Genomic DNA, 20,123 nt, shown 5'->3' with positions numbered 1-20,123 from the left:
GGGTCTTCCTCCACTTGCTGATGACTGGCTGCCGAAGAACCCGGCAACCCTTTGAATAGGTGATAGCAGGCGCGTGGCGCCCGCTCTTCTCTTGAGTGATGGTTATGCCTTTCCGCGCATGGTTTCAATGCCGGGATTGGGCGACGATTGGCAGGTATGAAGATCGAAGATGCGGAAATGCGGCTGGGGGCCGACCGCCTTCGGAGTGAAGATAAGGCGACGCGTTTCGCCCGCTGCAAGGTCGAAAAGGTTGTCGGAGTAACGTCCGGGCTGATCTGTCTCCAGCATGATGAAGAGCGCGAGACCGGCGGCGGTGACATCGATTTCGAATTGGCCGTTTTTCATCGGGCCAACGGAAAATTCCAGGCCGGCGGGCTGAAGCTCCAGCGCCTTGTAGGTGTCGCGCACATGATGACCTTCGCCGGTCATGCCATTGGAAGCAATGAAGTTCCACGCGAGGATAGCGCCATCAGGCAGGCTGTCCATGTCGATATCGGTCAGCGTCGCAGCCTTGTCGCTCGTGCAAGTACCGTTGGCGGATTTCAACGGCACGCGGTTGCCGTCCATGGCGAGTGCGACGATGTTCATGTCGATCTCGACATCCTCCGCCGTGTCGTTGACCATGGAGAAAGTCACCCGGCGTCCATCTGCCGAAGGGATGGCCGACACCGCGACCGGCTGGAAGAAACGGCGGGCGGCATAGTGCAGTGCCTTCCAGCCGCCGCCATAATCGAGGCTCGACCATGAGGCGACCGGCCAGGTGTCGTTCAGCTGCCAGTAAAGCGTGCCCATGCAATGGGGTTTCAGCGAACGCCAGTAATCGACGGCGGTGCGGATGGCGAGCGCCTGCTGCACCTGGCTGAGATAGACGAAGTTTTCGAAATCCCTGGGGAAGCGGAAATAGCGGAACATGGTGCCGGCAATGCGTTCATTGCCGCCGACATTCTTCTGGTGCAGCTCGATGACCGGGGAGGCGATGTTCATGTCCTTGTCCTCCGCATAGGTGCGGATGACCGGCATCGACGTATAGGACTGGAAACCGAATTCGGAGCAGAAACGCGGTTTCACCTGATGATAATTGTCGAACGACTTGTTCTCATGCCAGACGGACCAGTAATGCATGTCGCCGGAACCATCCGCGTGCCAGGCATCGCCATAATCCAGATAACCGGAGGCTGGGCTCGATGGCCACCAGAGCGCTTCGGGAGCGGCTTTTTTCAGGGCTTTTTCGATGGTGCGGTTCAACCGGTCGTAAGCAACAAGATAGCGGTCGCGATTGTTGCGGGATTCGTCGAACCAGGTCAGCGCACCCACCAGCTCGTTATCGCCGCACCAGAGCGCGATAGAGGGATGCGAGGAGAGGCGTTTCACCTGATAGTCGACCTCATGTTCGACATTGTCGAGAAAATCCTCGCTGCAGGGGTAAAGATTGCAGGCGAACATGAAGTCCTGCCAGACCAGCAGGCCAAGACGGTCGCAGAGATCGTAGAACCAGTCTTCCTCATAAAAGCCGCCGCCCCAGACACGGATCATGTTCATATTTGCTTCGACTGCGGAGCAGAGGATATCTTCGGTCTTTTCGCGGCTGGTCAGCGAATAGAGCGCGTCGGCCGGAATCCAGTTGGCGCCGCGGCAGAAGATTTCCCGGCCATTGATGCGGAAGGCGAAGCGGCTGCCAGCCTCATCCTTGTCGGTCAGAAGCTCGATGGTTCGAAAGCCGATCTGGCGGGTGACGGTTTCATCCGGCAGTTCCACCGTGAGTTTGTAGAGCGTCTGCTCGCCACTGCCGGCCAGCCACCAGAGGTCTGGATTTTCAACGAAGAAGACGTGGCGTACCACCGTTTCGCCAGCGCCGACGCCGCACTCCAGCCGCAGCCTTTCGTCGCCCAGTGACAGATAGACCGGCAGGCTCGCCGGTCCCTCGGCAAACAGCGTGACGGCCACATGCAGCTCGACGCCGCCTTCGACATGGTGCTGCGAGCTGACGACGTGTTCGATGCGGGCGGTATCGAGGCGTTTCAGCAGGATTTTGCCGTAAAGGCCAAGCGGCGCAATCGCGATGTTCCAGTCCCAGCCGAAATGGCATTGCGGCTTGCGCAGCATGTTGCCATTGGCGATCGGCGAATTGCCGGGGTGATAGGGAATATAAAAGGGCTGCCGCGCCTGCCGCTCCGCGCCAGCCGTGATGTTGGAATGGAAATGGATTCGGATGGTGTTTTCACCCGGCCGCACGGCACGGGAAATATCGGGCCGGTAACGGCGGAAGCAATTGTCGGCGCTCAGGACCGGAACGTCGTTGACGAAGACGATGGCGACGGTGTCGAGATAATCGATATCGAGATACCAGCTCGCCTCAGCATCATCGAGGATGAAGGTCCTCTCGATGATCCAGTCCTGCTGTGCGACCCATTGAACGGCCTTCTCGTTGGCGCCGTGATAGGGGTCGGGAATGATGGCGGCATTTTTGAGCGCGGAGTGAATATCGCCCGGAATGGAAATCTCGGTGGCATGGTCTCCTTCCACTGAGGCCAAGTGCCAGAGCCCGGCCAGATCGATGACGGTTTCGGGCGTGGAGGAAGAAATCATGATCGGACCCTGCATAATATGAATTCAACGGAGATGGCCGGCATTATGATGCAGGCTTGTGTCAGAATATGGGGAGAATGGATGGGCGCAAAGCGGCCGCGACATGTTATCCGGCGTTGCGATTTCCTCCCTCCGGCAACGTTACCGTAAAATAATCGTTCCGTCATTCCCTTGAATGACCTCTTGGCGCCTCATTAATTTGGGGCGGTTGTTGAGTGGAATGGCGAAGTTTTATAGAGTAAATGTTTCATTATTTTATCTATTTACATTATGCATTTGAATGGTGTCTTTTAATCTAAATTATTAAGAGGAGTTTCCGTCGATATACGCGGTTTTGAAGCACTGAGGAAAAGGCGGCGTCCGGAAATATTTTCGCGCTCTATATCGTTATAGTGGGATTGACGGATAAACGGAAAGGACCCGCCGTTTGCCGGCGACCTTTGCCTTTGCAACGGAGCAAAAGCTATCTATGATTAGCGTTCGGTAAAGTGTGGCGAAATGACATGAACGATACTGGCAAATCCGGCGGAGGCGATATGCCTTCGGCGATGGGCGGTCGCCCGACACTGAAGACCATTGCTTACATGACCGGCCTGGGCATCACCACGGTCTCTCGCGCGCTGAAGGATGCGCCTGACATCGGCGCAGAGACCAAGGAGCGCGTGCGGCTGATCGCCCGGCAGATCGGCTACCAGCCAAACCGTGCCGGCGTGCGCCTCCGCACCGGCAAGACCAATGTCATCGCGCTGGTGCTGAGCGTTGACGAGGAACTGATGGGCTTCACCAGCCAGATGGTGTTCGGCATCACCGAGGTTCTCTCCACCACGCAATATCATCTGGTTGTTACGCCCCATATCCACGCCAAAGATTCCATGGTGCCGATCCGTTACATTCTCGAGACCGGCTCGGCGGATGGGGTGATCATTTCGAAGATCGAGCCCAATGATCCACGCGTCCGTTTCATGACGGAGCGCAACATGCCCTTTGTCACTCATGGGCGCTCGGATATGGGCATCGAACATGCCTTTCACGATTTCGACAATGAGGCCTACGCCTATGAGGCGGTCGAGCGGCTGGCGCAATGCGGGCGCAAGAGGATCGCCGTCATCGTGCCGCCGTCGCGCTTTTCGTTTCACGACCATGCCCGCAAGGGTTTCAATCGAGGGATAAGGGATTTCGGACTCACCGAATTTCCAATCGATGCCGTCACCATCGAGACACCACTCGAAAAAATCCGGGATTTCGGCCAGAGGCTGATGCAGTCTTCCGATCGGCCCGACGGCATCGTCTCTATCAGCGGCAGCAGTACCATTGCGCTGGTGGCAGGGTTCGAAGCCGCCGGTGTGAAGATCGGCGAGGATGTCGATATCGTCTCGAAACAGTCCGCCGAATTCCTGAACTGGATCAAGCCGCAAATCCACACCGTCAACGAGGACATCAAGCTGGCGGGCAGGGAACTTGCCAAGGCGTTGCTGGCCCGCATCAATGGTGAAGCTGCTGAAACGCTGCAGAGCATCAGCGGGCCGGTCTGGTCGTCGATGGCGCCCAAGCCATAGGAAATCCGGCGCTGTTTCCGATCAGGACAGGCAGTTCTTGAGCGAACCGGCAATGCCGCGCATCAGCTTGAAATAAAGATCGGGGCCGGGCGTGAGTGTCGCCGCTTCCGGATCGAGCGTCGCCGATTTCGCTGCCGTGCCTTCGGTGATGACTGAGACCAGTTTCGGCTCGAATTGCGGTTCGGCGAAAACGCAGGTTGCGCCCAGCTGGCGAACCTTCTCCTGCATCTGTTTGACGCGATCCGCGCCCGGCAGGGTTTCGGGGCTGACGGTGATCGATCCCGCGGTTTTCACGCCATAACGATGCTCGAAATATTGATAAGCATCGTGGAAAACGATGAAGGGCTTGTCCTTCACCGGTTTCACCGTCTCCGCGACTTCGGCGTCGAGCGCATCGAGATCATCGATCAGCTTCTTGGTGTTGGCCTGATAGGTCGCGGCGTTGCCGGCATCGGCCGCAATCAGCGCCGTTTCGATCGCCTGGGCCATTGCCTTGGCGTTGGCAGGGTCGAGCCAGAGATGCGTGTCATAGGTGCCGTGCTCGTGCTCCTCGGAACCGGCATGGTCGTTTTCATGTTCATGCGCACCTTCGTCTTCGGTGTGGCCCGCATGCGCCTCATGGCCTTCTTCACCATCATCGTGCGCCTCGAAGGGGCCGCCCTCGCGGAAGGGCAGTTTTTCGAGACCCTTGGCATCTTCTAGCTCCACCACGGTCGCCTTGCTGGCCAGCGCTTCCAGCGGCTTTTGCAGAAAGGCTTCCAGTCCGGGGCCGACCCAAAACACCACATCCGCCTTTTCGAGCTTGCGTGCATTGGAGGGCCGGAGATTATAAGTATGCGGCGAGGCCGCGCCGTCGACGATGAGCTGCGGTTCGCCCACACCCTTCATGATGGCTGCAACGAGGGAGTGGACAGGCTTGATCGAGACCACGACATCGGGCGCGGCGGTAGCGCCCGAAGCGACGGCTGCTAGTGCCGCCGACGCCATGAGCGGGATCAGGATCGATTTCATGAAATGCACTCCACTTGAACAAGTATAGTTATGTTATTACATTTATTGCGTAACTCTATAACGTATGCAATAGCGGTAGGCAACATCGCCGAACGGACAATCCCATGCTTCATTCCGCCCTTGAGGGCAAAGAAATACTGGTTTCCCTCGCCAATGCCGGCGTGCAGCGCAACGGCCGCTGGCTGGTGCGTGGCGTGGAGTTTTCCGTCAGCAGGGGCGAGATCGTCACGCTGATTGGCCCGAACGGCTCCGGCAAATCCACCAGCGCGAAAATGGCGATCGGTGTTGCGAAACCGAGCGAGGGCAAGGTCTCGCGCAAGGCCGGTCTGCGCGTGGGTTATGTGCCGCAGAAGCTTTCGGTGGATTGGACGATGCCACTTTCCGTGCGCCGGCTGATGACGCTAACCGGGCCGCTGCCTGCGCGGGAAATCGACGCGGCGCTGAATGCGACAGGCATCGCACATCTTGCCAATGCCGAGGTGCAGCATCTTTCCGGCGGCGAGTTCCAGCGCGCACTTCTCGCCCGCGCCATTGCCCGCAAGCCCGATCTGCTGGTTCTCGACGAGCCCGTTCAGGGTGTCGATTTTTCCGGTGAGATCGCTCTCTACGATCTGATTAAAAATATCAGGAATTCAAACGATTGCGGCATTCTGTTAATCTCACATGACCTGCATGTGGTGATGGCGGAAACCGATACTGTGATCTGCCTGAACGGCCATGTCTGCTGCCGCGGCACGCCGCAGGCGGTGAGCCAGAGCCCGGAATATATGCGGCTTTTCGGCGGCACGGCGGCCAAGGCACTAGCCGTTTACAGCCACCGTCACGACCACACCCATCTGCCCGATGGCCGGGTGCAGCATGCGGATGGAACGGTGACGGATCATTGCCATCCCGAGGACGGGCACCATCACGCGCATGATCATCATCATGACCATGGGCACCACCATGATGAGGATGGCGAATGCGGTTGCGGCCATGATCATGGGGAGCATGGGGACCATGCGCCCGACGGCCTTCGGCAGGGAGAACGCCATGTTTGACGATTTCTTCGTACGCGCCATGGTCGCCGGCATCGGCGTTGCGCTCACCGCCGGTCCTCTCGGCTGTTTTGTCGTCTGGCGACGCATGGCCTATTTCGGTGATACCATGGCCCATTCGGCGCTACTCGGCGTGGCGCTCTCGCTGCTATTGCAGCTCAATCTCATCGTCAGCGTTTTTCTGGTGGCGTCCGCCGTCTCGATCCTGCTTATTTTCCTGCAGCGGCGGCAGGCGCTCTCCTCCGATGCACTGCTTGGCATCCTGTCTCATTCGGCGCTGGCGATCGGCCTTGTCATTGTCGCCTTCATGAGCTGGGTGCGTATCGATCTCGTCTCGTTCCTGTTCGGCGATATTCTTGCCGTCACCCGCAGCGATATCGCGCTGATCTGGGGCGGCGGGCTGGTGGTCATCGTTTCCATGGTCTTCTTGTGGCGGTCGCTGCTCGCTTCCACCGTCAATACCGAACTGGCGGAAGCCGAGGGGCTGAACCCGGAACGCTCGAAGCTGATCTTCACATTGTTGATGGCTCTGGTGATCGCAATCGCCATGAAAGTGGTCGGCATCATGCTCATCACCTCGCTGCTCATCATACCGGCCGCGACCGCGCGGCGTTTTTCCAGCACGCCGGAGGTGATGGCGGTTGTGGCCTCGCTGATCGGCGCGGTTGCCGTTGTCGGCGGCCTGTTTGGCTCGCTGACCTATGATACGCCGTCCGGCCCATCCATCGTGGTTGCCGCGGTGATCCTGTTCGTTATAAGCCTGTTGCCGGCGCCGGGTTTTTCCCGCTCCGCGGATGAAGGAGGCAAGCCATGAATGTGCAGACCCAGCAGAACCTCACCAAGAACCAGTCGCTGGTGATGAATGCTCTCTCAAACGCGCATCAGCCGCTCAGCGCCTATATGATCCTCGATAAGCTGCGCGACGATGGCTTCCGCGCGCCGCTGCAGGTTTACCGGGCGCTGGAAAAGCTGGTGGAATTCGGTCTCGTGCACCGGCTGGAAAGCCTCAACGCCTTTGTTGCCTGCACACATACGCAGGCCGAATGCTGCTCCCAACACCATGGAAGCGTGGCTTTTGCCATCTGCGAATCCTGCGGGCAGGTGACGGAGTTTCACGACCATGAGATCGACCACCGTCTGGAGCGCTGGGTGAAGGACAGCAAGTTCAAGGCGGAAAAGACCACCATTGAAATCCGCGGCCTCTGCGCCGCCTGCGCGGCATAACGCCAATTGTGAGGGGCGGGCGTCGGCGCCCGCCATCTATCATTATTCGATGATCGCCAGATCCGTCGAAAAACGTTTCCAGTTCTCGATGTATTTTTCCGCCGAACGGCGAATGCCCGCCACGGTGGCCTCATCCAGCGTGCGGATGGCCCGTGCCGGTGAGCCGACAATCAGCGAATTATCCGGAAATTCCTTGCCCTCCGTCACCAGCGCGTTGGCGCCGACGAGGCAATTGCGGCCGATCTTCGCGCCGTTCAAAATCGTCGCACCCATGCCGATCAGCGAATTGTCGCCGATGCTGCAGCCGTGGACGATGGCGTGGTGGCCGATGGTGCACATGTCGCCGATAACAGCGGCAAAACCCGGATCGCTGTGCACCATCACGCCCTCCTGAATATTGGTACCGCGCCCGACGCTGATAGGCTCGTTGTCGCCGCGCAGCGTCGCGCCGAACCAGATGCCGACATCCTCGCCAAGCGTGACCGAACCGATGACATTGGCATCGGGCGCAACCCAGTAACGATCCGGGGCGGGGGTCTGCGGCACCCGGTCGGCAAGGCGGTAAAGCGGCATGGCGGTGTCCTCCCTTTGCGTTTCCTGCCGATCAGGCGATTTTGACCGAGAGCGTGCCGACACCATCGACACCGCACTCAATCGTATCGCCGCACACGATCGGGCCGACGCCCGCCGGCGTGCCGGTCATGATCACATCCCCGGCGGCAAGGGTGAACAGCTTGGAAAGCTCGGCAATCACTTCCGGCACCTTCCAGATCATCTGGGCGAGATCGCCCGTCTGCTTGCGTTCGCCGTTGACATCGAGCCAGATCGCGCCGGTAGCGGGATGGCCGATTTTATCGGCGGGAACGATGGCAGAGACTGGTGCGGAATGCTCAAACGCCTTGGCGCCTTCCCATGAGCGGCCCATTTTCTTTAACCCATCCTGCAGGTCGCGGCGGGTCATGTCGATTCCGACGGCGTAACCCCAGACGTGGTTCAGCGCTTCCGACGCCGGAATATCCGCGCCGCCGCTCTTCAGGACCACGACGCACTCGACTTCGTAATGCACGTTGGAGGATAGTGGCGGGTAGGGGAAATCATTGCCTGCTGGCAGAAGATTGTCCGGGTTCTTCTGGAAATAGAAGGGCGGTTCACGCGACGGATCGTGGCCCATCTCGATGGCGTGATCGGCATAATTGCGGCCGACGCAATAGACCCGCCGCACGGGGAAAAGGTCGTCCGTGCCCTCGACGGGCAGCAGAACTGGTTTCGGAGCGGGGATGACGGTGGCGGCCATGGGGATTTCCTGTCGTCTCTTGAGGCTGCAATTCTTGTCCCGCGATTCCGGGACGATTTCCAGTTCAAAATGACCTTGCCTGCAAAACTGGTTTTTTACGGTACTTTGTTGTAGAAGCCGGCGCAAAGAGGTTTATCCATGTACAGACAAGCGCTTGCCAGCGGCGAAAAAATCTTCGCCGTGGCCCCGATGATCGATTGGACCGACACGAGGTGCAGATTTCTACACCGGCAACTGTCGAAGCGCGCTCTGCTGTTCACCGAAATGATCGTCGCCGACGCCATCATCCATGGCCAGCGCGAGAAGTTGCTCGGTTACCACCCGCAGGAACATCCCGTTGCGCTGCAGCTCGGCGGATCGAATCCCGCCAAGCTTGCCGAGGCGGTGCGGATTGCCGGTGATTACGGTTATGACGAGATCAATCTCAATGTCGGCTGCCCTTCGGACCGGGTGCAATCCGGCACCTTCGGCGCCTGCCTGATGCGCGAGCCTGACGTCGTTGCCGAGTGTATTTCAGTGATGAAAGCGGTTGCGGCTGTTCCGGTTACGGTCAAATGCCGCATCGGCGTTGATGACCAGGAGCCCGAAACGGTGCTGCCGGATTTTCTGGCGCGGGTCGTGGCGGCCGGTGCGGATGCGGTCTGGGTCCATGCGCGAAAAGCCTGGCTTCAGGGGCTTTCGCCGAAGGAAAACCGCGAGGTGCCGCCGCTTGATTACGATCTCGTCTACCGCATGAAGCGGGACAATCCTGACGTCTTCATCGGCATCAATGGCGGCATCGCCGATCTCGACCAGGCAAGCGAGCACCTGAAATACGTGGATGGCGTGATGCTCGGCAGGGCCGCCTATCACAACACCTCGATCCTTGCCGATGTCGATCATCGTATCCATGGTGACGAAGCCCGCCACTATGACTGGATGGCGTTGCGGGACGCGATGATGGCTTATGCTGCCGATTATATTGCCATAGGTGGACGTCTCAATCACGTTACCCGCCACATGGTCGGCCTGTTTCAGGGCATGCCGGGCGCGCGCCGTTTCCGGCAAATCCTCTCCAGCGATGCCACCAGGCCGGGAGCGGGGCCGGAGGTGATCGAGGCAGCTTTCGCCGCCATCGATTTCAACCCGATGAAAGAACTGGCGGGCTAAGACACCTCAGACCGCTTTTTGCAGTTCCTGCGCACCCACGGGTGCATTGATCTTGCCGCCGGTGATGAAGAAGGCAAAGACGTCGCGCGGGGTCTTTTCGACCTTCCGCCCGGGCGCGATCAGCGGCAGATCGTCGGGCACGCCGCCAGCCGCATAGGTCTTGAGCCGTTTTGCCCAGTCGCTGATCCCTGTCTGCGGATAACAGGTCTTGATATCGTCCTCGCCCTTCTGCAGACGGCAATAGACGAAGTCGGCGGTCACATCGGGCAGCATCGGATAATCGTGATGATCGGCGCAGACGACGGCGACCTTGTATTTGGCGATGAGATCGATGAATTCCGGTACCTGGAATGTCTCGTTGCGCACCTCGACCACATGCCGCAGGGAAATGCCGTCCTGTTTTTCCGGCAGCAGCGCCAGAAAAGCGCCGAAATCATCCGCATCGAATTTCTTCGTGGGCGCGAACTGCCAGAGGATCGGGCCAAGATGAGACCCGAGTTCCGTCAGACCCTGCGTCAGGAACTTCGTCATGGATTCACCGGCTTCGGCCAGAACCCTGCGATTGGTGACGAAGCGGCTGGCCTTCAGCGAGAAGATGAAATCTTCGGGCACTTCGGAGGCCCATTTGGCGAAGGTTTCCGGCTTCTGGCTGCTGTAATAGGTGCCGTTCACCTCGATTGCCGTCAATTGCCGGCTGGCATGTTCAAGTTGACGTTTCTTCGTCAGCTTCTCCGGATAAAACGTGCCTTCCCATGGCTCAAAAGTCCAACCGCCAATACCGGTGCGGATTGTTCCTGATGTCGACATATGCTGTTCCTCCACAGGCTTTTGGCCTTTTGAACCTTTGCCAAAGCTGCGGATTACTCCGCAGCCTCGCGTTTGCCGGCCGGCCGGCGGTCGAGAAGTTCCTTCAGGAAGTGGCCGGTATAGGAGCGCTCTACCTTGACGATGTCTTCCGGCGTGCCGGTTGCCACCACTTCGCCGCCGCCCGTGCCGCCTTCGGGGCCGATATCGATGATCCAGTCGGCGGTCTTGATGACTTCAAGATTGTGTTCGATCACCACGACGGAATTGCCCTGTTCCACCAGCGCATGCAGCATTTCCAGCAGCTTGTTGACGTCGTGGAAATGCAGGCCCGTCGTCGGTTCGTCAAGGATATAGAGCGTACGGCCCGTCGAGCGCTTCGACAGTTCCTTGGCGAGTTTGACGCGCTGCGCTTCACCGCCGGAGAGCGTATTGGCCTGCTGGCCGACCTTGATGTAACCGAGGCCGACATCGAACAGCGATTGCAGCTTGTCGCGGACCGCCGGCACCGCGGCGAAGAACTCCACGCCTTCTTCGACCGTCATGTCCAGCACGTCGGCGATGGATTTGCCCTTGAAGGTGACATCCAGTGTCTCGCGATTGTAGCGCTTGCCGTGGCAGACGTCGCAGGTGACATAAACGTCGGGCAGGAAGTGCATCTCGATCTTGATGACGCCGTCGCCCTGGCAGGCCTCACAGCGGCCGCCCTTGACGTTGAAGGAGAAACGGCCCGGCGCGTAACCGCGCGCCTTGGCCTCCGGCAGGCCGGCGAACCAGTCACGGATCGGCGTGAATGCGCCGGTATAGGTGGCAGGGTTGGAGCGCGGCGTGCGGCCGATCGGCGACTGGTCGATATCGATCACCTTGTCGATGAATTCGAAACCGTCGATGCGGTCGTGCTCGGCCGGGATTTCGCGCGCGCCCATCACCCGGCGCGCCGCCGATTTGTAAAGCGTCTCGATCAGGAAGGTGGACTTGCCGCCGCCTGATACGCCGGTTACCGCGGTGAAAACGCCGAGCGGCACGGCTGCCGTGACATTCTGGAGGTTGTTACCACGGGCGCCAAAAACCTTGATCTCGCGACCCTTTTTCGGCTTGCGGCGTTCGGCCGGCACGGCAACGCCGAGTTCGCCGGAGAGATATTTGCCGGTCAGTGACTTCGGATTGGCCATCACGTCCTGCGGCGTGCCTTCCGCGATCACCTGACCACCGTGAATGCCGGCGGCCGGGCCGATATCGACCACATAATCCGCCGTCAGAATGGCGTCCTCGTCATGTTCGACAACGATGACGGTATTGCCGATATCGCGCAGGTGTTTCAGTGTCTCGAGCAGGCGGGCATTGTCACGCTGGTGCAGGCCGATCGAAGGCTCATCCAGAACGTAAAGAACGCCTGTCAGGCCCGAGCCGATTTGTGAGGCCAGACGGATGCGCTGGCTTTCGCCGCCGGACAGCGTGCCGGAATTGCGTGACAGGCTAAGATAATCCAGCCCGACGTCGTTGAGGAACCGCAGGCGTTCGCGGATTTCCTTGAGGATACGGACTGCGATTTCATTCTGCTTGGCGTTGAGATTTTCCGGCAGCACCTCGAACCAGTCGCGTGCCTTGCGGATCGACATCTGGGTGACTTCGCCGATATGCAGCTTGTTGATCTTGACGGCGAGCGCTTCCGGCTTCAGGCGATAACCGGCGCAGGCCGGGCAGGGGGCTGCCGACATGTAACGCTCGATTTCCTCCCGCGCCCAGGCGCTGTCGGTCTCTTTCCAGCGGCGCTCCAGATTGGGCACGATGCCTTCGAAGTTCTTCACCGTCTTGTAGGAGCGGGCGCCATCCTGATAGTTGAATTCGATCTTGTCTTCGGTACCCTGAAGAATGGCGTGCTGCGCCTCCTTGGAAAGATCCGTCCATTTGCTGGACAGTTTAAAACCGAAGGCCTTGCCGAGCGCTTCCAGCGTCTGGTTGTAATAGGGCGAGGAAGACTTTGCCCAGGGGGCGATGGCGCCGTCGCGCAGCGTGCGCGCCGGCTCCGGAACGATCAGGTTTTCATCCACCTTCTGCTGCGAGCCGAGGCCATCGCAGCTGGGGCAGGCGCCGAAGGGGTTGTTGAAGGAGAATAAACGCGGCTCGATTTCCGGGATGGTGAAGCCGGAAACGGGGCAGGCGAATTTTTCCGAAAACAGCACACGCTCATGGGTTTCGTTGAGCGACTTGTTGGCCGAGCCGCCGGCGGCGGTGTCTTCCGGCGGCAGAGGCCTGTCGGCAAATTCGGCGATAGCCAGCCCATCGGCGAGCTTGAGGCAGGTTTCGAGACTGTCGGCGAGGCGCGCTGCCATATCCGGGCGCACCACCGCACGGTCGACCACCACGTCGATATCGTGTTTGTACTTCTTGTCGAGGGCAGGAACGTCGGCGATCTCGTAGAACTGGCCATCCACCTTGACGCGCTGAAAGCCCTTCTTCATCAGTTCGGCCAGTTCCTTCTTGTACTCGCCTTTGCGGCCCCGCACGATCGGCGCAAGGATATAAAGACGCGTACCTTCCTCGAAAGCGAGGATGCGGTCGACCATCTGGCTGACTGTCTGGCTTTCGATCGGCAGGCCGGTAGCAGGTGAATAGGGCACCCCGACACGCGCGAAGAGCAAGCGCATATAGTCGTAAATCTCGGTAACGGTGCCAACCGTGGAGCGCGGATTGCGCGAGGTTGTCTTCTGCTCGATGGAAATGGCCGGCGACAGACCGTCAATCTGGTCGACATCCGGCTTCTGCATCATTTCCAGGAACTGGCGCGCATAGGCCGAAAGGCTTTCGACATAACGGCGCTGCCCCTCGGCATAGATCGTGTCGAAGGCAAGCGACGACTTGCCCGAGCCGGAAAGCCCGGTCATGACGATCAGCTTGTTGCGCGGTAGATCCAGATCGATGCCCTTGAGATTGTGCTCGCGGGCGCCACGGATGGAAATCGTCTTCAGTTCACTCATGACAAGGCTCGGACAAAAATAACACACTTGATGGCAGCGCGTCCTTATGTAGTGACGCAGCCGGAGGTGTCGAGGTCTATTTCCTATCGGGCGCAGCTTTTCGGAATGCTTGACTCGAAATCTGCGATTTAATAGAACAAAAAAGGAACGAATTGCAAGCGCGAATGTCTGCTCCCACAGCTTAAGATTATTCTTTGTGGATAGTTCCCTGCCTGCGGTGCCCTTTGCGGGCGGTGGTGGTTATTGTGTGCGGGATTTTTTGAAATGCAATTGCCGGTCATGAAGGCTGGCGGACAGGATGACGAGATGGCTGGTAGCGTAAACAAGGTAATTCTGATCGGGAATGTCGGCGCCGATCCCGAAATCCGCCGGACGCAGGATGGCCGCCCCATCGCCAACCTGCGTATCGCCACCTCGGAAACCTGGCGCGACCGCAACAGCGGCGAGCGCAAGGAAAAGACCGAATGGCACACCGTCGTGGTTTTCAACGAAGGCCTGTGCAAGGTCGTCGAACAATATGTCAAGAAGGGCGCCAAGCTCTATATTGAAGGCCAGCTGCAGACGCGCAAATGGCAGGACCAGACCGGCAACGACCGCTACTCCACCGAAATCGTCCTGCAGGGCTTCAACTCCACGCTGACGATGCTCGATGGTCGCGGTGAAGGCGGTGGCGGTGGTGGTGGTGGTCGCAGCGGTGGCGGCGATTTCGGCGGTGGCAATGATTATGGCAGCGGCGGTGGTTACGACCAGCAGTCCTCGCCGCGCGGCGGCTCATCCCGTGGCGGCGGCCAGCCTTCCGGTGGCTTCTCCAACGATATGGACGACGATATTCCGTTCTGAGGCTGATACTGTCGAAACTGCCGCAAGTCAGAATTTTGTGGTTTTTTCGATGTATTGATATCATCATCGGGCTGACAGGAGATTTGAGACATGGCGAACATGACCTTTTCCTTGCCAGACCCGATGAAAGACTGGATCGAAAGCCGTATCCAGAAGGGCGAATACGCCAGCGCCAGCGACTATGTGCGGGATCTCGTACGACGTGACTGGGCCAGGCGAGGGAAGGATTTCAGCATTGACGAGCTTCGCCAAATCGTTGCGGAGTCCCGCGCCAGTGGTGTCGGGTCCCGCAGCATGGATGATTTGTTCGCGGAAGCTGAACGTGTAGCGACAGCCCACGGTGTCATGCGTGAATAATTATCGGTTGAGCACGCAAGCCGAAAACGAAATTCTCGACATCTTCCTCTATGGTATTGAACGGTTCGGATTGAATCAGGCACGTCTGTACAAAGACGGCATGGAAAGCTGTTTCCAGTTGCTTGGCAATAATCCACGTATGGGACGTTCAGCCACGATTGTTGGAGAAGGCATACGTAGACACGAACATGGAAGCCATGTCATTTTTTATGAAACTGACGGTTCCGGCGTGCTCATTCTCACCATTGTCCATGGTCGGAGCATCCGCCGCTTAAAGCTTTGACGGCTTCCGACGGCAGGTTGTTCTTGGCTCCAAGGAAAGGCTCAGGCCGCCACCTTGTCCGCCAGCATCGCAACCATGACATCGGATTGCGACACGATTCCCACCATCTTTCCCATGGCGTCGATGACCGGCAGGTAATGCAGACCTTCCTCAGCAAAACGGATGATCGCTTCCTCGATTGAAGTCTCCGGCCGCACGGTTTTCACCGGCGAGGTCATGATGTCCTTGACGGTATCGTTGGGGGCGCTTGCGCCAGACAGAATGAGGCGCAGCCGCTGCAGGAAGCCGATGGAGGGACGGCCGTTTCTCCAGCTCGCCTTTTCCAGGAAATCCGTCTGGGTGACGATGCCGACGATTTCGGCCTTGTCGTTGGTGACGGGCAGCGCCTTGAAATGGTGGTTATGCATCAGCGCATGGGCGTGGCGCAGGCTGTCATCGGGGGCGACACCGATCACATCCTGGGACATGACACTGGCGCAATCGAGATGCAGCGCGCGGCGGCGGTAAGAGCGCAGTTCGGTCTTGCGCAGGATGGTCTCGAGCTCGTCCCGGTCGATATCGAGAACCTCGTCATATTCCTTCAGCACCTCGTCGAGATCGGTCGAAGAAAAACCGATCTTCTGGATGGGCGTGGGATCGGTCGTGCCGTGGGCGGCCTTTCCAGGCTTCAGGCCGTGTGGATAGGCGCGGCCGGTGGCATTGTTATAGAGGAGTGCCAGGGCCAAAAGGATCAGCGAGTTTCCGGCGACCGGCCAGAGCAGGAAGCCATAACCAAGGCTGTGCACGACGGGACCGCCGAGAACCGCCGTCAGCGCGACGGCACCGCTTGGCGGATGCAGGCAGCGCAGCGCCATCATCGCGGCGATCGCAAAGCTGATGGCGAGCGCGCTGGCGAGGAATGGATCCTGCACCAGCAGCGCTGCGGTTACCCCCACGAAAGCCGACACCAGATTGCCGCACAGGATCGACCAGGGCTGCGCCAAAGGGCTGGAGGGCACGGCGAATAAAAGCACGGCCGAGGCGCCCATCGGCGCGATCATGGCGGGCAGGGTGGGATCAAAACGTAGAGCCAAACTGCCGAGAAGGCCAGTCAGCAGAATGCCGACAAAGGCGCCGGTCGCGGAGCGCAGCCTTTCCCTGTTGCTGACAGGTGCGGCATCCGGGATGAGGCGGCGCAGCGTGGAACGCATGATGACAACTTTCGAATTCGGAAAAGATGCGCATCTTTTAGCCGAAATGGCGGCCGGATTTAAAGGATGGATTTTCCTGGGTTATCGCCGGATGCGGGATTTTGTTGCGCAGACATGCGATCATAGCGGAGATCAGAAATCGAAGGCCGATTTTATGCCGTCGACCACGAATTGTACCGAGAGTGCTGCCAACAGCACGCCGAGCAGCCGGGTGAGGATGGCGCGGCCGGTATTGCCGAGAAAACGGTCCATGCGTTCCGAGACGATCAGCGCGGCATAAACGAGGGCCATGGCGAAAGCGAGGATCAGGATGAGCACCACCATCTCGACGGTGGTTTTCATTGAGCCGGCAAGCAGCACGGTGGCGGAAATGGCGCCCGGCCCGGCGATCAGCGGCAGGGCCAGCGGAAAGACCGCCAGATTGTGCAGATGATCCTTGGTGATGGCGATTTCCGAGGTCTTTTCCTTGCGCTCCTGGCGTTTCTCGAAAATCATCTCGAAGGAAATCCAGAACAGCAGAAGGCCACCGGCGATGCGGAAGGCACCGAGCGAAATGCCGAGCAGGTTGAGAATGGCAAGACCGAAGAGCGCGAAGACGGCGAGAATGCCAAAGGCGATGATGGAGCCGCGCAACGCTACCTGGCTGCGCTGATCGCGCGTCATGCCGACGGTGAGCGCCAGGAAAACGGGGGCGAGACCGGGCGGATCGAGCGTGACCAGAAGTGTGGTAAGCGCGTTGATGAGCGTTTCGCTGCTGGCCATTCTTTCCCCATCTTATCTGTTTTTACGGCGGAGCCTACGCAACTCGCCGGAACATTGAAAGGGAGCGGCGGTGCTTTTGCCGGGCTAAATCGTGAAAAGCGGCGCTCGTCTTGCAAATGACGCAAAAGCCTGTTCAAAACTCGCCGGGAAATTGGCTTAACGTTGCTGTTTCCGCTATAAAAATCCATCCGATTCTTAACAGAGAATGTGATCCGTTTTGACTGACCAGAGCCCCCCCGGCGGCGGAAAACTTCCGCCAGGCATTGAACCGATTTCCATCATGGAGGAAATGCAGCGGTCGTATCTCGATTACGCCATGAGCGTCATCGTGTCCCGCGCGCTTCCCGATGTGCGAGACGGCCTGAAGCCGGTTCATCGCCGTATCCTCTACGGCATGTCCGAACTCGGCATCGACTGGAACAAGAAATACGTCAAATGCGCCCGCGTCACCGGTGACGTGATGGGTAAATTCCATCCGCACGGCAATTCGGCGATCTATGACGCGCTGGCGCGTATGGCGCAGGATTGGTCGCTGCGTCTGCCGCTGATTGACGGACAGGGCAATTTCGGCTCCATCGATGGCGACCCGCCGGCGGCCGAACGTTACACCGAATGCCGTCTCGAAAAGGCCGCGCATTCTCTGCTCGACGATCTCGACAAGGAAACGGTCGATTTCCGCGACAACTATGACGGCACGCTGCAGGAGCCGGTTGTCGTTCCCGCGAAGTTCCCGAACCTTCTAGTCAACGGGGCAGGCGGCATCGCGGTGGGCATGGCCACCAATATTCCGCCGCACAATCTGTCCGAGGTTATCGACGGCTGCGTCGCGCTGATTGAAAATCCGGCGATCGAACTGCCCGAGATGATGCAGATTATTCCCGGACCGGATTTCCCGACGGGCGCGCTGATCATGGGCCGTTCAGGCATCCGCTCGGCTTATGAGACCGGCCGTGGATCGGTCATCATGCGCGGCGTCGCTACCATCGAGCCGATGCGCGGCGACCGCGAGCAGATCATCATCACCGAGGTTCCCTATCAGGTGAACAAGGCCTCGATGATCGAAAAGATGGCCGAGCTGGTCAAGGAAAAGCGCATCGAGGGCATTTCCGACCTGCGCGACGAGTCCGACCGCCAGGGTTATCGCGTCGTCATCGAACTGAAGCGCGATGCCAATGCTGAAGTCATCCTGAACCAGCTTTATCGCTACACGCCGCTGCAGACCTCCTTCGGCTGCAACATGGTGGCGCTGAACGGAGGCAAGCCGGAACAGATGACGCTGCTCGACATGCTGCGGGCCTTCGTTTCCTTCCGTGAAGACGTCGTCAGCCGCCGCACCAAGTATCTGCTGCGCAAGGCACGCGACCGCGCGCATGTGTTGGTCGGTCTGGCGATTTCGGTCGCCAATATCGACGAAGTCATCCGCGTCATCCGTCATGCTCCCGATCCGGCTTCGGCCCGCGAGCAGTTGATGACCCGGCGCTGGCCGGCGCAGGATGTGGAAAGCCTGATCCGTCTCATTGACGATCCGCGCCACCGCATCAACGAAGACGGCACCTACAATCTTTCCGAAGAGCAGGCGCGCGCCATTCTCGAATTGCGCCTTGCCCGCCTCACCGCGCTTGGCCGCGATGAAATCGGCGACGAACTGAACAAGATCGGCGCTGAAATCAGCGAGTATCTGGACATTCTGTCGTCTCGCGTGCGTATCCAGCAGATCGTCAAGGACGAACTTGTTTCGATCCGCGACGAGTTCGGCACGCCGCGCCGGTCGCAGATCGTCGAGGGCGGTCCTGACATGGACGATGAAGACCTCATCGCCCGCGAGGATATGGTCGTCACCGTTTCGCATCTCGGTTACATCAAGCGCGTACCGCTGACCACCTACCGGGCGCAGCGCCGCGGCGGCAAGGGCCGTTCCGGCATGGCGACGCGCGACGAGGATTTCGTCAACCGTCTCTTTGTTGCCAATACCCATACGCCGGTGCTGTTTTTCTCTTCGCGTGGCATCGTCTACAAGGAAAAGGTCTGGCGCCTGCCGATCGGTACACCGCAATCCAAGGGCAAGGCCCTCATCAACATGCTGCCGCTGGAGCCCGGCGAGCGCATCACCACCATCATGCCGTTGCCCGAGGATGAGACCGCCTGGGAAACGCTGGATGTGATGTTCTCGACGACGCGCGGTACCGTTCGCCGCAACAAGCTCGGCGATTTCGTTCAGGTCAACCGCAATGGCAAGATCGCCATGAAGCTGGACGAGGAGGGCGATGAAATCCTCTCCGTCGAAACCTGTACCGATCGTGACGACGTGTTGCTGACGACAGCGCTCGGCCAGTGCATCCGCTTCCCCGTGGACGATGTTCGCGTCTTTGCCGGCCGCAACTCCGTCGGCGTGCGTGGCATCAACATGGCTGAGGGCGACCGCATCATCTCCATGACCATCGTTGGCCATGTGGAAGCGGAACCGTGGGAACGTGCCGCCTACCTCAAGCGCTCGGCCACCGAGCGCCGTGCCGCTGGCGTGGACGAGGAAGATATCGCACTCGTCGGCGAGGAAGTGACGGAAGAGGGCGAACTGAGTGAAGAGCGCTATCAGGAGCTCAAGGCACGCGAAGAATTCGTGTTGACGGTTTCCGTGAAGGGCTTCGGCAAGCGTTCGTCTTCTTACGACTTCCGTACCTCGGGTCGTGGCGGCAAGGGCATCCGTGCCACCGATACCGCCAAGACCAACGAAATCGGCGAACTCGTCGCTGCCTTCCCGGTGGAAGAGGGCGACCAGATCATGCTGGTTTCCGATGGTGGTCAGCTCATTCGTGTGCCGGTCAACGGCATCCGCATCGCCAGCCGTGCCACCAAGGGCGTCACGATCTTCTCCACCGCCAAGGACGAGAAAGTGGTTTCTGTGGAGCGCATCAACGAGCCTGAGGGCGACGATGAGGCGGAGAACGGCAATGGCGAAGAGGCGGATGATAATCTGCCGGATGCGCCTGAAGCACCGGAGAGCGAGGCGTAAGCCGCCTCGTTTCTGCCTTGTCAAATAACAGAAAACCCCGCG

The 20,123-nt window shown here is 59.3% G+C and carries 17 protein-coding genes; 9 read left to right on the top strand and 8 right to left on the bottom strand.

What is annotated here, in order from left to right:
- Positions 1-102: 102 nt before the first annotated feature.
- Positions 103-2,601, bottom strand: a complete 2,499-nt coding sequence (locus tag GSF67_RS06155) for a glycoside hydrolase family 2 protein (RefSeq protein ID WP_006316257.1) — start codon at positions 2,599-2,601, stop codon at positions 103-105.
- Positions 2,602-3,089: 488 nt separating this feature from the next.
- On the opposite strand from GSF67_RS06155, the gene GSF67_RS06150 reads away from it, so the two are divergent.
- Positions 3,090-4,142: a LacI family transcriptional regulator gene (locus GSF67_RS06150; protein WP_006316256.1), complete on the top strand. Its 1,053-nt coding sequence runs from the start codon at positions 3,090-3,092 to the stop codon at positions 4,140-4,142.
- A gap of 21 nt (positions 4,143-4,163) precedes the next feature.
- On the opposite strand, the gene znuA is transcribed toward GSF67_RS06150, so the two are convergent.
- The gene (gene znuA / locus GSF67_RS06145) at positions 4,164-5,153 is read right to left on the bottom strand and encodes a zinc ABC transporter substrate-binding protein ZnuA (RefSeq protein WP_006316255.1); all 990 of its coding nucleotides are present in this window, start codon (positions 5,151-5,153) and stop codon (positions 4,164-4,166) included.
- 104 nt (positions 5,154-5,257) lie between these two features.
- Between znuA and znuC the strand changes: the two genes are divergently transcribed.
- Genes znuC through zur form a run of 3 tightly spaced genes read left to right on the top strand, consistent with a single transcriptional unit; the run spans position 5,258 to position 7,414 of the window.
- The gene (gene znuC, locus GSF67_RS06140; RefSeq protein WP_006316254.1) at positions 5,258-6,193 is read left to right on the top strand and encodes a zinc ABC transporter ATP-binding protein ZnuC; all 936 of its coding nucleotides are present in this window, start codon (positions 5,258-5,260) and stop codon (positions 6,191-6,193) included.
- A complete protein-coding gene (gene znuB / locus GSF67_RS06135) occupies positions 6,186-7,004 on the top strand; it encodes a zinc ABC transporter permease subunit ZnuB (RefSeq protein ID WP_010971686.1) in 819 nt (272 codons plus the stop codon). Before znuC ends, znuB begins: the two co-directional genes overlap by 8 nt.
- Entirely contained in the window at positions 7,001-7,414 is a 414-nt protein-coding gene (gene zur, locus GSF67_RS06130) for a zinc uptake transcriptional repressor Zur (RefSeq protein WP_006316252.1), read from the top strand. Before znuB ends, zur begins: the two co-directional genes overlap by 4 nt.
- Positions 7,415-7,456: 42 nt before the next feature.
- On the opposite strand, the gene GSF67_RS06125 is transcribed toward zur, so the two are convergent.
- The gene (locus GSF67_RS06125) at positions 7,457-7,987 is read right to left on the bottom strand and encodes a gamma carbonic anhydrase family protein (protein WP_006316251.1); all 531 of its coding nucleotides are present in this window, start codon (positions 7,985-7,987) and stop codon (positions 7,457-7,459) included.
- A 31-nt stretch (positions 7,988-8,018) separates the two neighbouring features.
- A complete protein-coding gene (locus tag GSF67_RS06120; RefSeq protein ID WP_006316250.1) occupies positions 8,019-8,708 on the bottom strand; it encodes a fumarylacetoacetate hydrolase family protein in 690 nt (229 codons plus the stop codon).
- A gap of 138 nt (positions 8,709-8,846) precedes the next feature.
- On the opposite strand from GSF67_RS06120, the gene dusA reads away from it, so the two are divergent.
- Positions 8,847-9,857, top strand: coding sequence for a tRNA dihydrouridine(20/20a) synthase DusA (gene dusA / locus GSF67_RS06115; RefSeq protein ID WP_006316249.1), 1,011 nt, complete (start codon positions 8,847-8,849; stop codon positions 9,855-9,857).
- A 6-nt stretch (positions 9,858-9,863) separates the two neighbouring features.
- Here the strand turns inward: dusA and GSF67_RS06110 are convergent, their stop codons facing one another.
- Positions 9,864-10,664: a DUF72 domain-containing protein gene (locus GSF67_RS06110; RefSeq protein WP_006316248.1), complete on the bottom strand. Its 801-nt coding sequence runs from the start codon at positions 10,662-10,664 to the stop codon at positions 9,864-9,866.
- Positions 10,665-10,717: 53 nt separating this feature from the next.
- The gene (gene uvrA / locus GSF67_RS06105) at positions 10,718-13,639 is read right to left on the bottom strand and encodes an excinuclease ABC subunit UvrA (RefSeq protein WP_006316247.1); all 2,922 of its coding nucleotides are present in this window, start codon (positions 13,637-13,639) and stop codon (positions 10,718-10,720) included.
- A 264-nt stretch (positions 13,640-13,903) separates the two neighbouring features.
- Between uvrA and GSF67_RS06100 the strand changes: the two genes are divergently transcribed.
- From GSF67_RS06100 to GSF67_RS06090, 3 genes are all read left to right on the top strand, one after another.
- On the top strand, positions 13,904-14,479 hold the full coding sequence (locus GSF67_RS06100) for a single-stranded DNA-binding protein (protein ID WP_006316246.1): 576 nt from the start codon (positions 13,904-13,906) through the stop codon (positions 14,477-14,479).
- Positions 14,480-14,569: 90 nt separating this feature from the next.
- On the top strand, positions 14,570-14,836 hold the full coding sequence (locus GSF67_RS06095) for a type II toxin-antitoxin system ParD family antitoxin (protein WP_006316245.1): 267 nt from the start codon (positions 14,570-14,572) through the stop codon (positions 14,834-14,836).
- Positions 14,829-15,119, top strand: a complete 291-nt coding sequence (locus GSF67_RS06090) for a type II toxin-antitoxin system RelE/ParE family toxin (protein WP_010971677.1) — start codon at positions 14,829-14,831, stop codon at positions 15,117-15,119. Before GSF67_RS06095 ends, GSF67_RS06090 begins: the two co-directional genes overlap by 8 nt.
- Positions 15,120-15,160: 41 nt before the next feature.
- Here GSF67_RS06090 and GSF67_RS06085 read toward each other — a convergent pair whose 3' ends face one another.
- On the bottom strand, positions 15,161-16,309 hold the full coding sequence (locus GSF67_RS06085) for an HPP family protein (RefSeq protein WP_006316241.1): 1,149 nt from the start codon (positions 16,307-16,309) through the stop codon (positions 15,161-15,163).
- A gap of 132 nt (positions 16,310-16,441) precedes the next feature.
- Positions 16,442-17,071, bottom strand: coding sequence for a MarC family protein (locus GSF67_RS06080; RefSeq protein WP_006316239.1), 630 nt, complete (start codon positions 17,069-17,071; stop codon positions 16,442-16,444).
- 217 nt (positions 17,072-17,288) lie between these two features.
- On the opposite strand from GSF67_RS06080, the gene gyrA reads away from it, so the two are divergent.
- Entirely contained in the window at positions 17,289-20,081 is a 2,793-nt protein-coding gene (gene gyrA / locus GSF67_RS06075) for a DNA gyrase subunit A (protein WP_006316237.1), read from the top strand.
- The last annotated feature ends 42 nt before the right edge of the window (positions 20,082-20,123 follow it).

The sequence above is a fragment of the Agrobacterium sp. CGMCC 11546 genome (genome assembly GCF_013365515.1).
In the GTDB taxonomy this organism is placed as follows: domain Bacteria; phylum Pseudomonadota; class Alphaproteobacteria; order Rhizobiales; family Rhizobiaceae; genus Agrobacterium; species Agrobacterium fabrum.
This window is presented reverse-complemented; position numbering and strand designations above follow the sequence as displayed.

Bases quoted from the DNA above. Each gene is read 5' to 3' on its own strand.
- znuB (WP_010971686.1), top strand. From the start codon at position 6,186: ATGTTTGACGATTTCTTCGTACGCGCCATGGTCGCCGGCATCGGCGTT.
- GSF67_RS06080 (WP_006316239.1), bottom strand. From the start codon at position 17,071: ATGGCCAGCAGCGAAACGCTCATCAACGCGCTTACCACACTTCTGGTC.
- znuA (WP_006316255.1), bottom strand. From the start codon at position 5,153: ATGAAATCGATCCTGATCCCGCTCATGGCGTCGGCGGCACTAGCAGCC.
- uvrA (WP_006316247.1), bottom strand. From the start codon at position 13,639: ATGAGTGAACTGAAGACGATTTCCATCCGTGGCGCCCGCGAGCACAAT.
- zur (WP_006316252.1), top strand. From the start codon at position 7,001: ATGAATGTGCAGACCCAGCAGAACCTCACCAAGAACCAGTCGCTGGTG.
- GSF67_RS06095 (WP_006316245.1), top strand. From the start codon at position 14,570: ATGGCGAACATGACCTTTTCCTTGCCAGACCCGATGAAAGACTGGATC.
- GSF67_RS06100 (WP_006316246.1), top strand. From the start codon at position 13,904: ATGCAATTGCCGGTCATGAAGGCTGGCGGACAGGATGACGAGATGGCT.
- dusA (WP_006316249.1), top strand. From the start codon at position 8,847: ATGTACAGACAAGCGCTTGCCAGCGGCGAAAAAATCTTCGCCGTGGCC.
- GSF67_RS06120 (WP_006316250.1), bottom strand. From the start codon at position 8,708: ATGGCCGCCACCGTCATCCCCGCTCCGAAACCAGTTCTGCTGCCCGTC.
- GSF67_RS06110 (WP_006316248.1), bottom strand. From the start codon at position 10,664: ATGTCGACATCAGGAACAATCCGCACCGGTATTGGCGGTTGGACTTTT.
- GSF67_RS06125 (WP_006316251.1), bottom strand. From the start codon at position 7,987: ATGCCGCTTTACCGCCTTGCCGACCGGGTGCCGCAGACCCCCGCCCCG.
- GSF67_RS06155 (WP_006316257.1), bottom strand. From the start codon at position 2,601: ATGCAGGGTCCGATCATGATTTCTTCCTCCACGCCCGAAACCGTCATC.
- GSF67_RS06085 (WP_006316241.1), bottom strand. From the start codon at position 16,309: ATGCGTTCCACGCTGCGCCGCCTCATCCCGGATGCCGCACCTGTCAGC.
- znuC (WP_006316254.1), top strand. From the start codon at position 5,258: ATGCTTCATTCCGCCCTTGAGGGCAAAGAAATACTGGTTTCCCTCGCC.
- GSF67_RS06150 (WP_006316256.1), top strand. From the start codon at position 3,090: ATGAACGATACTGGCAAATCCGGCGGAGGCGATATGCCTTCGGCGATG.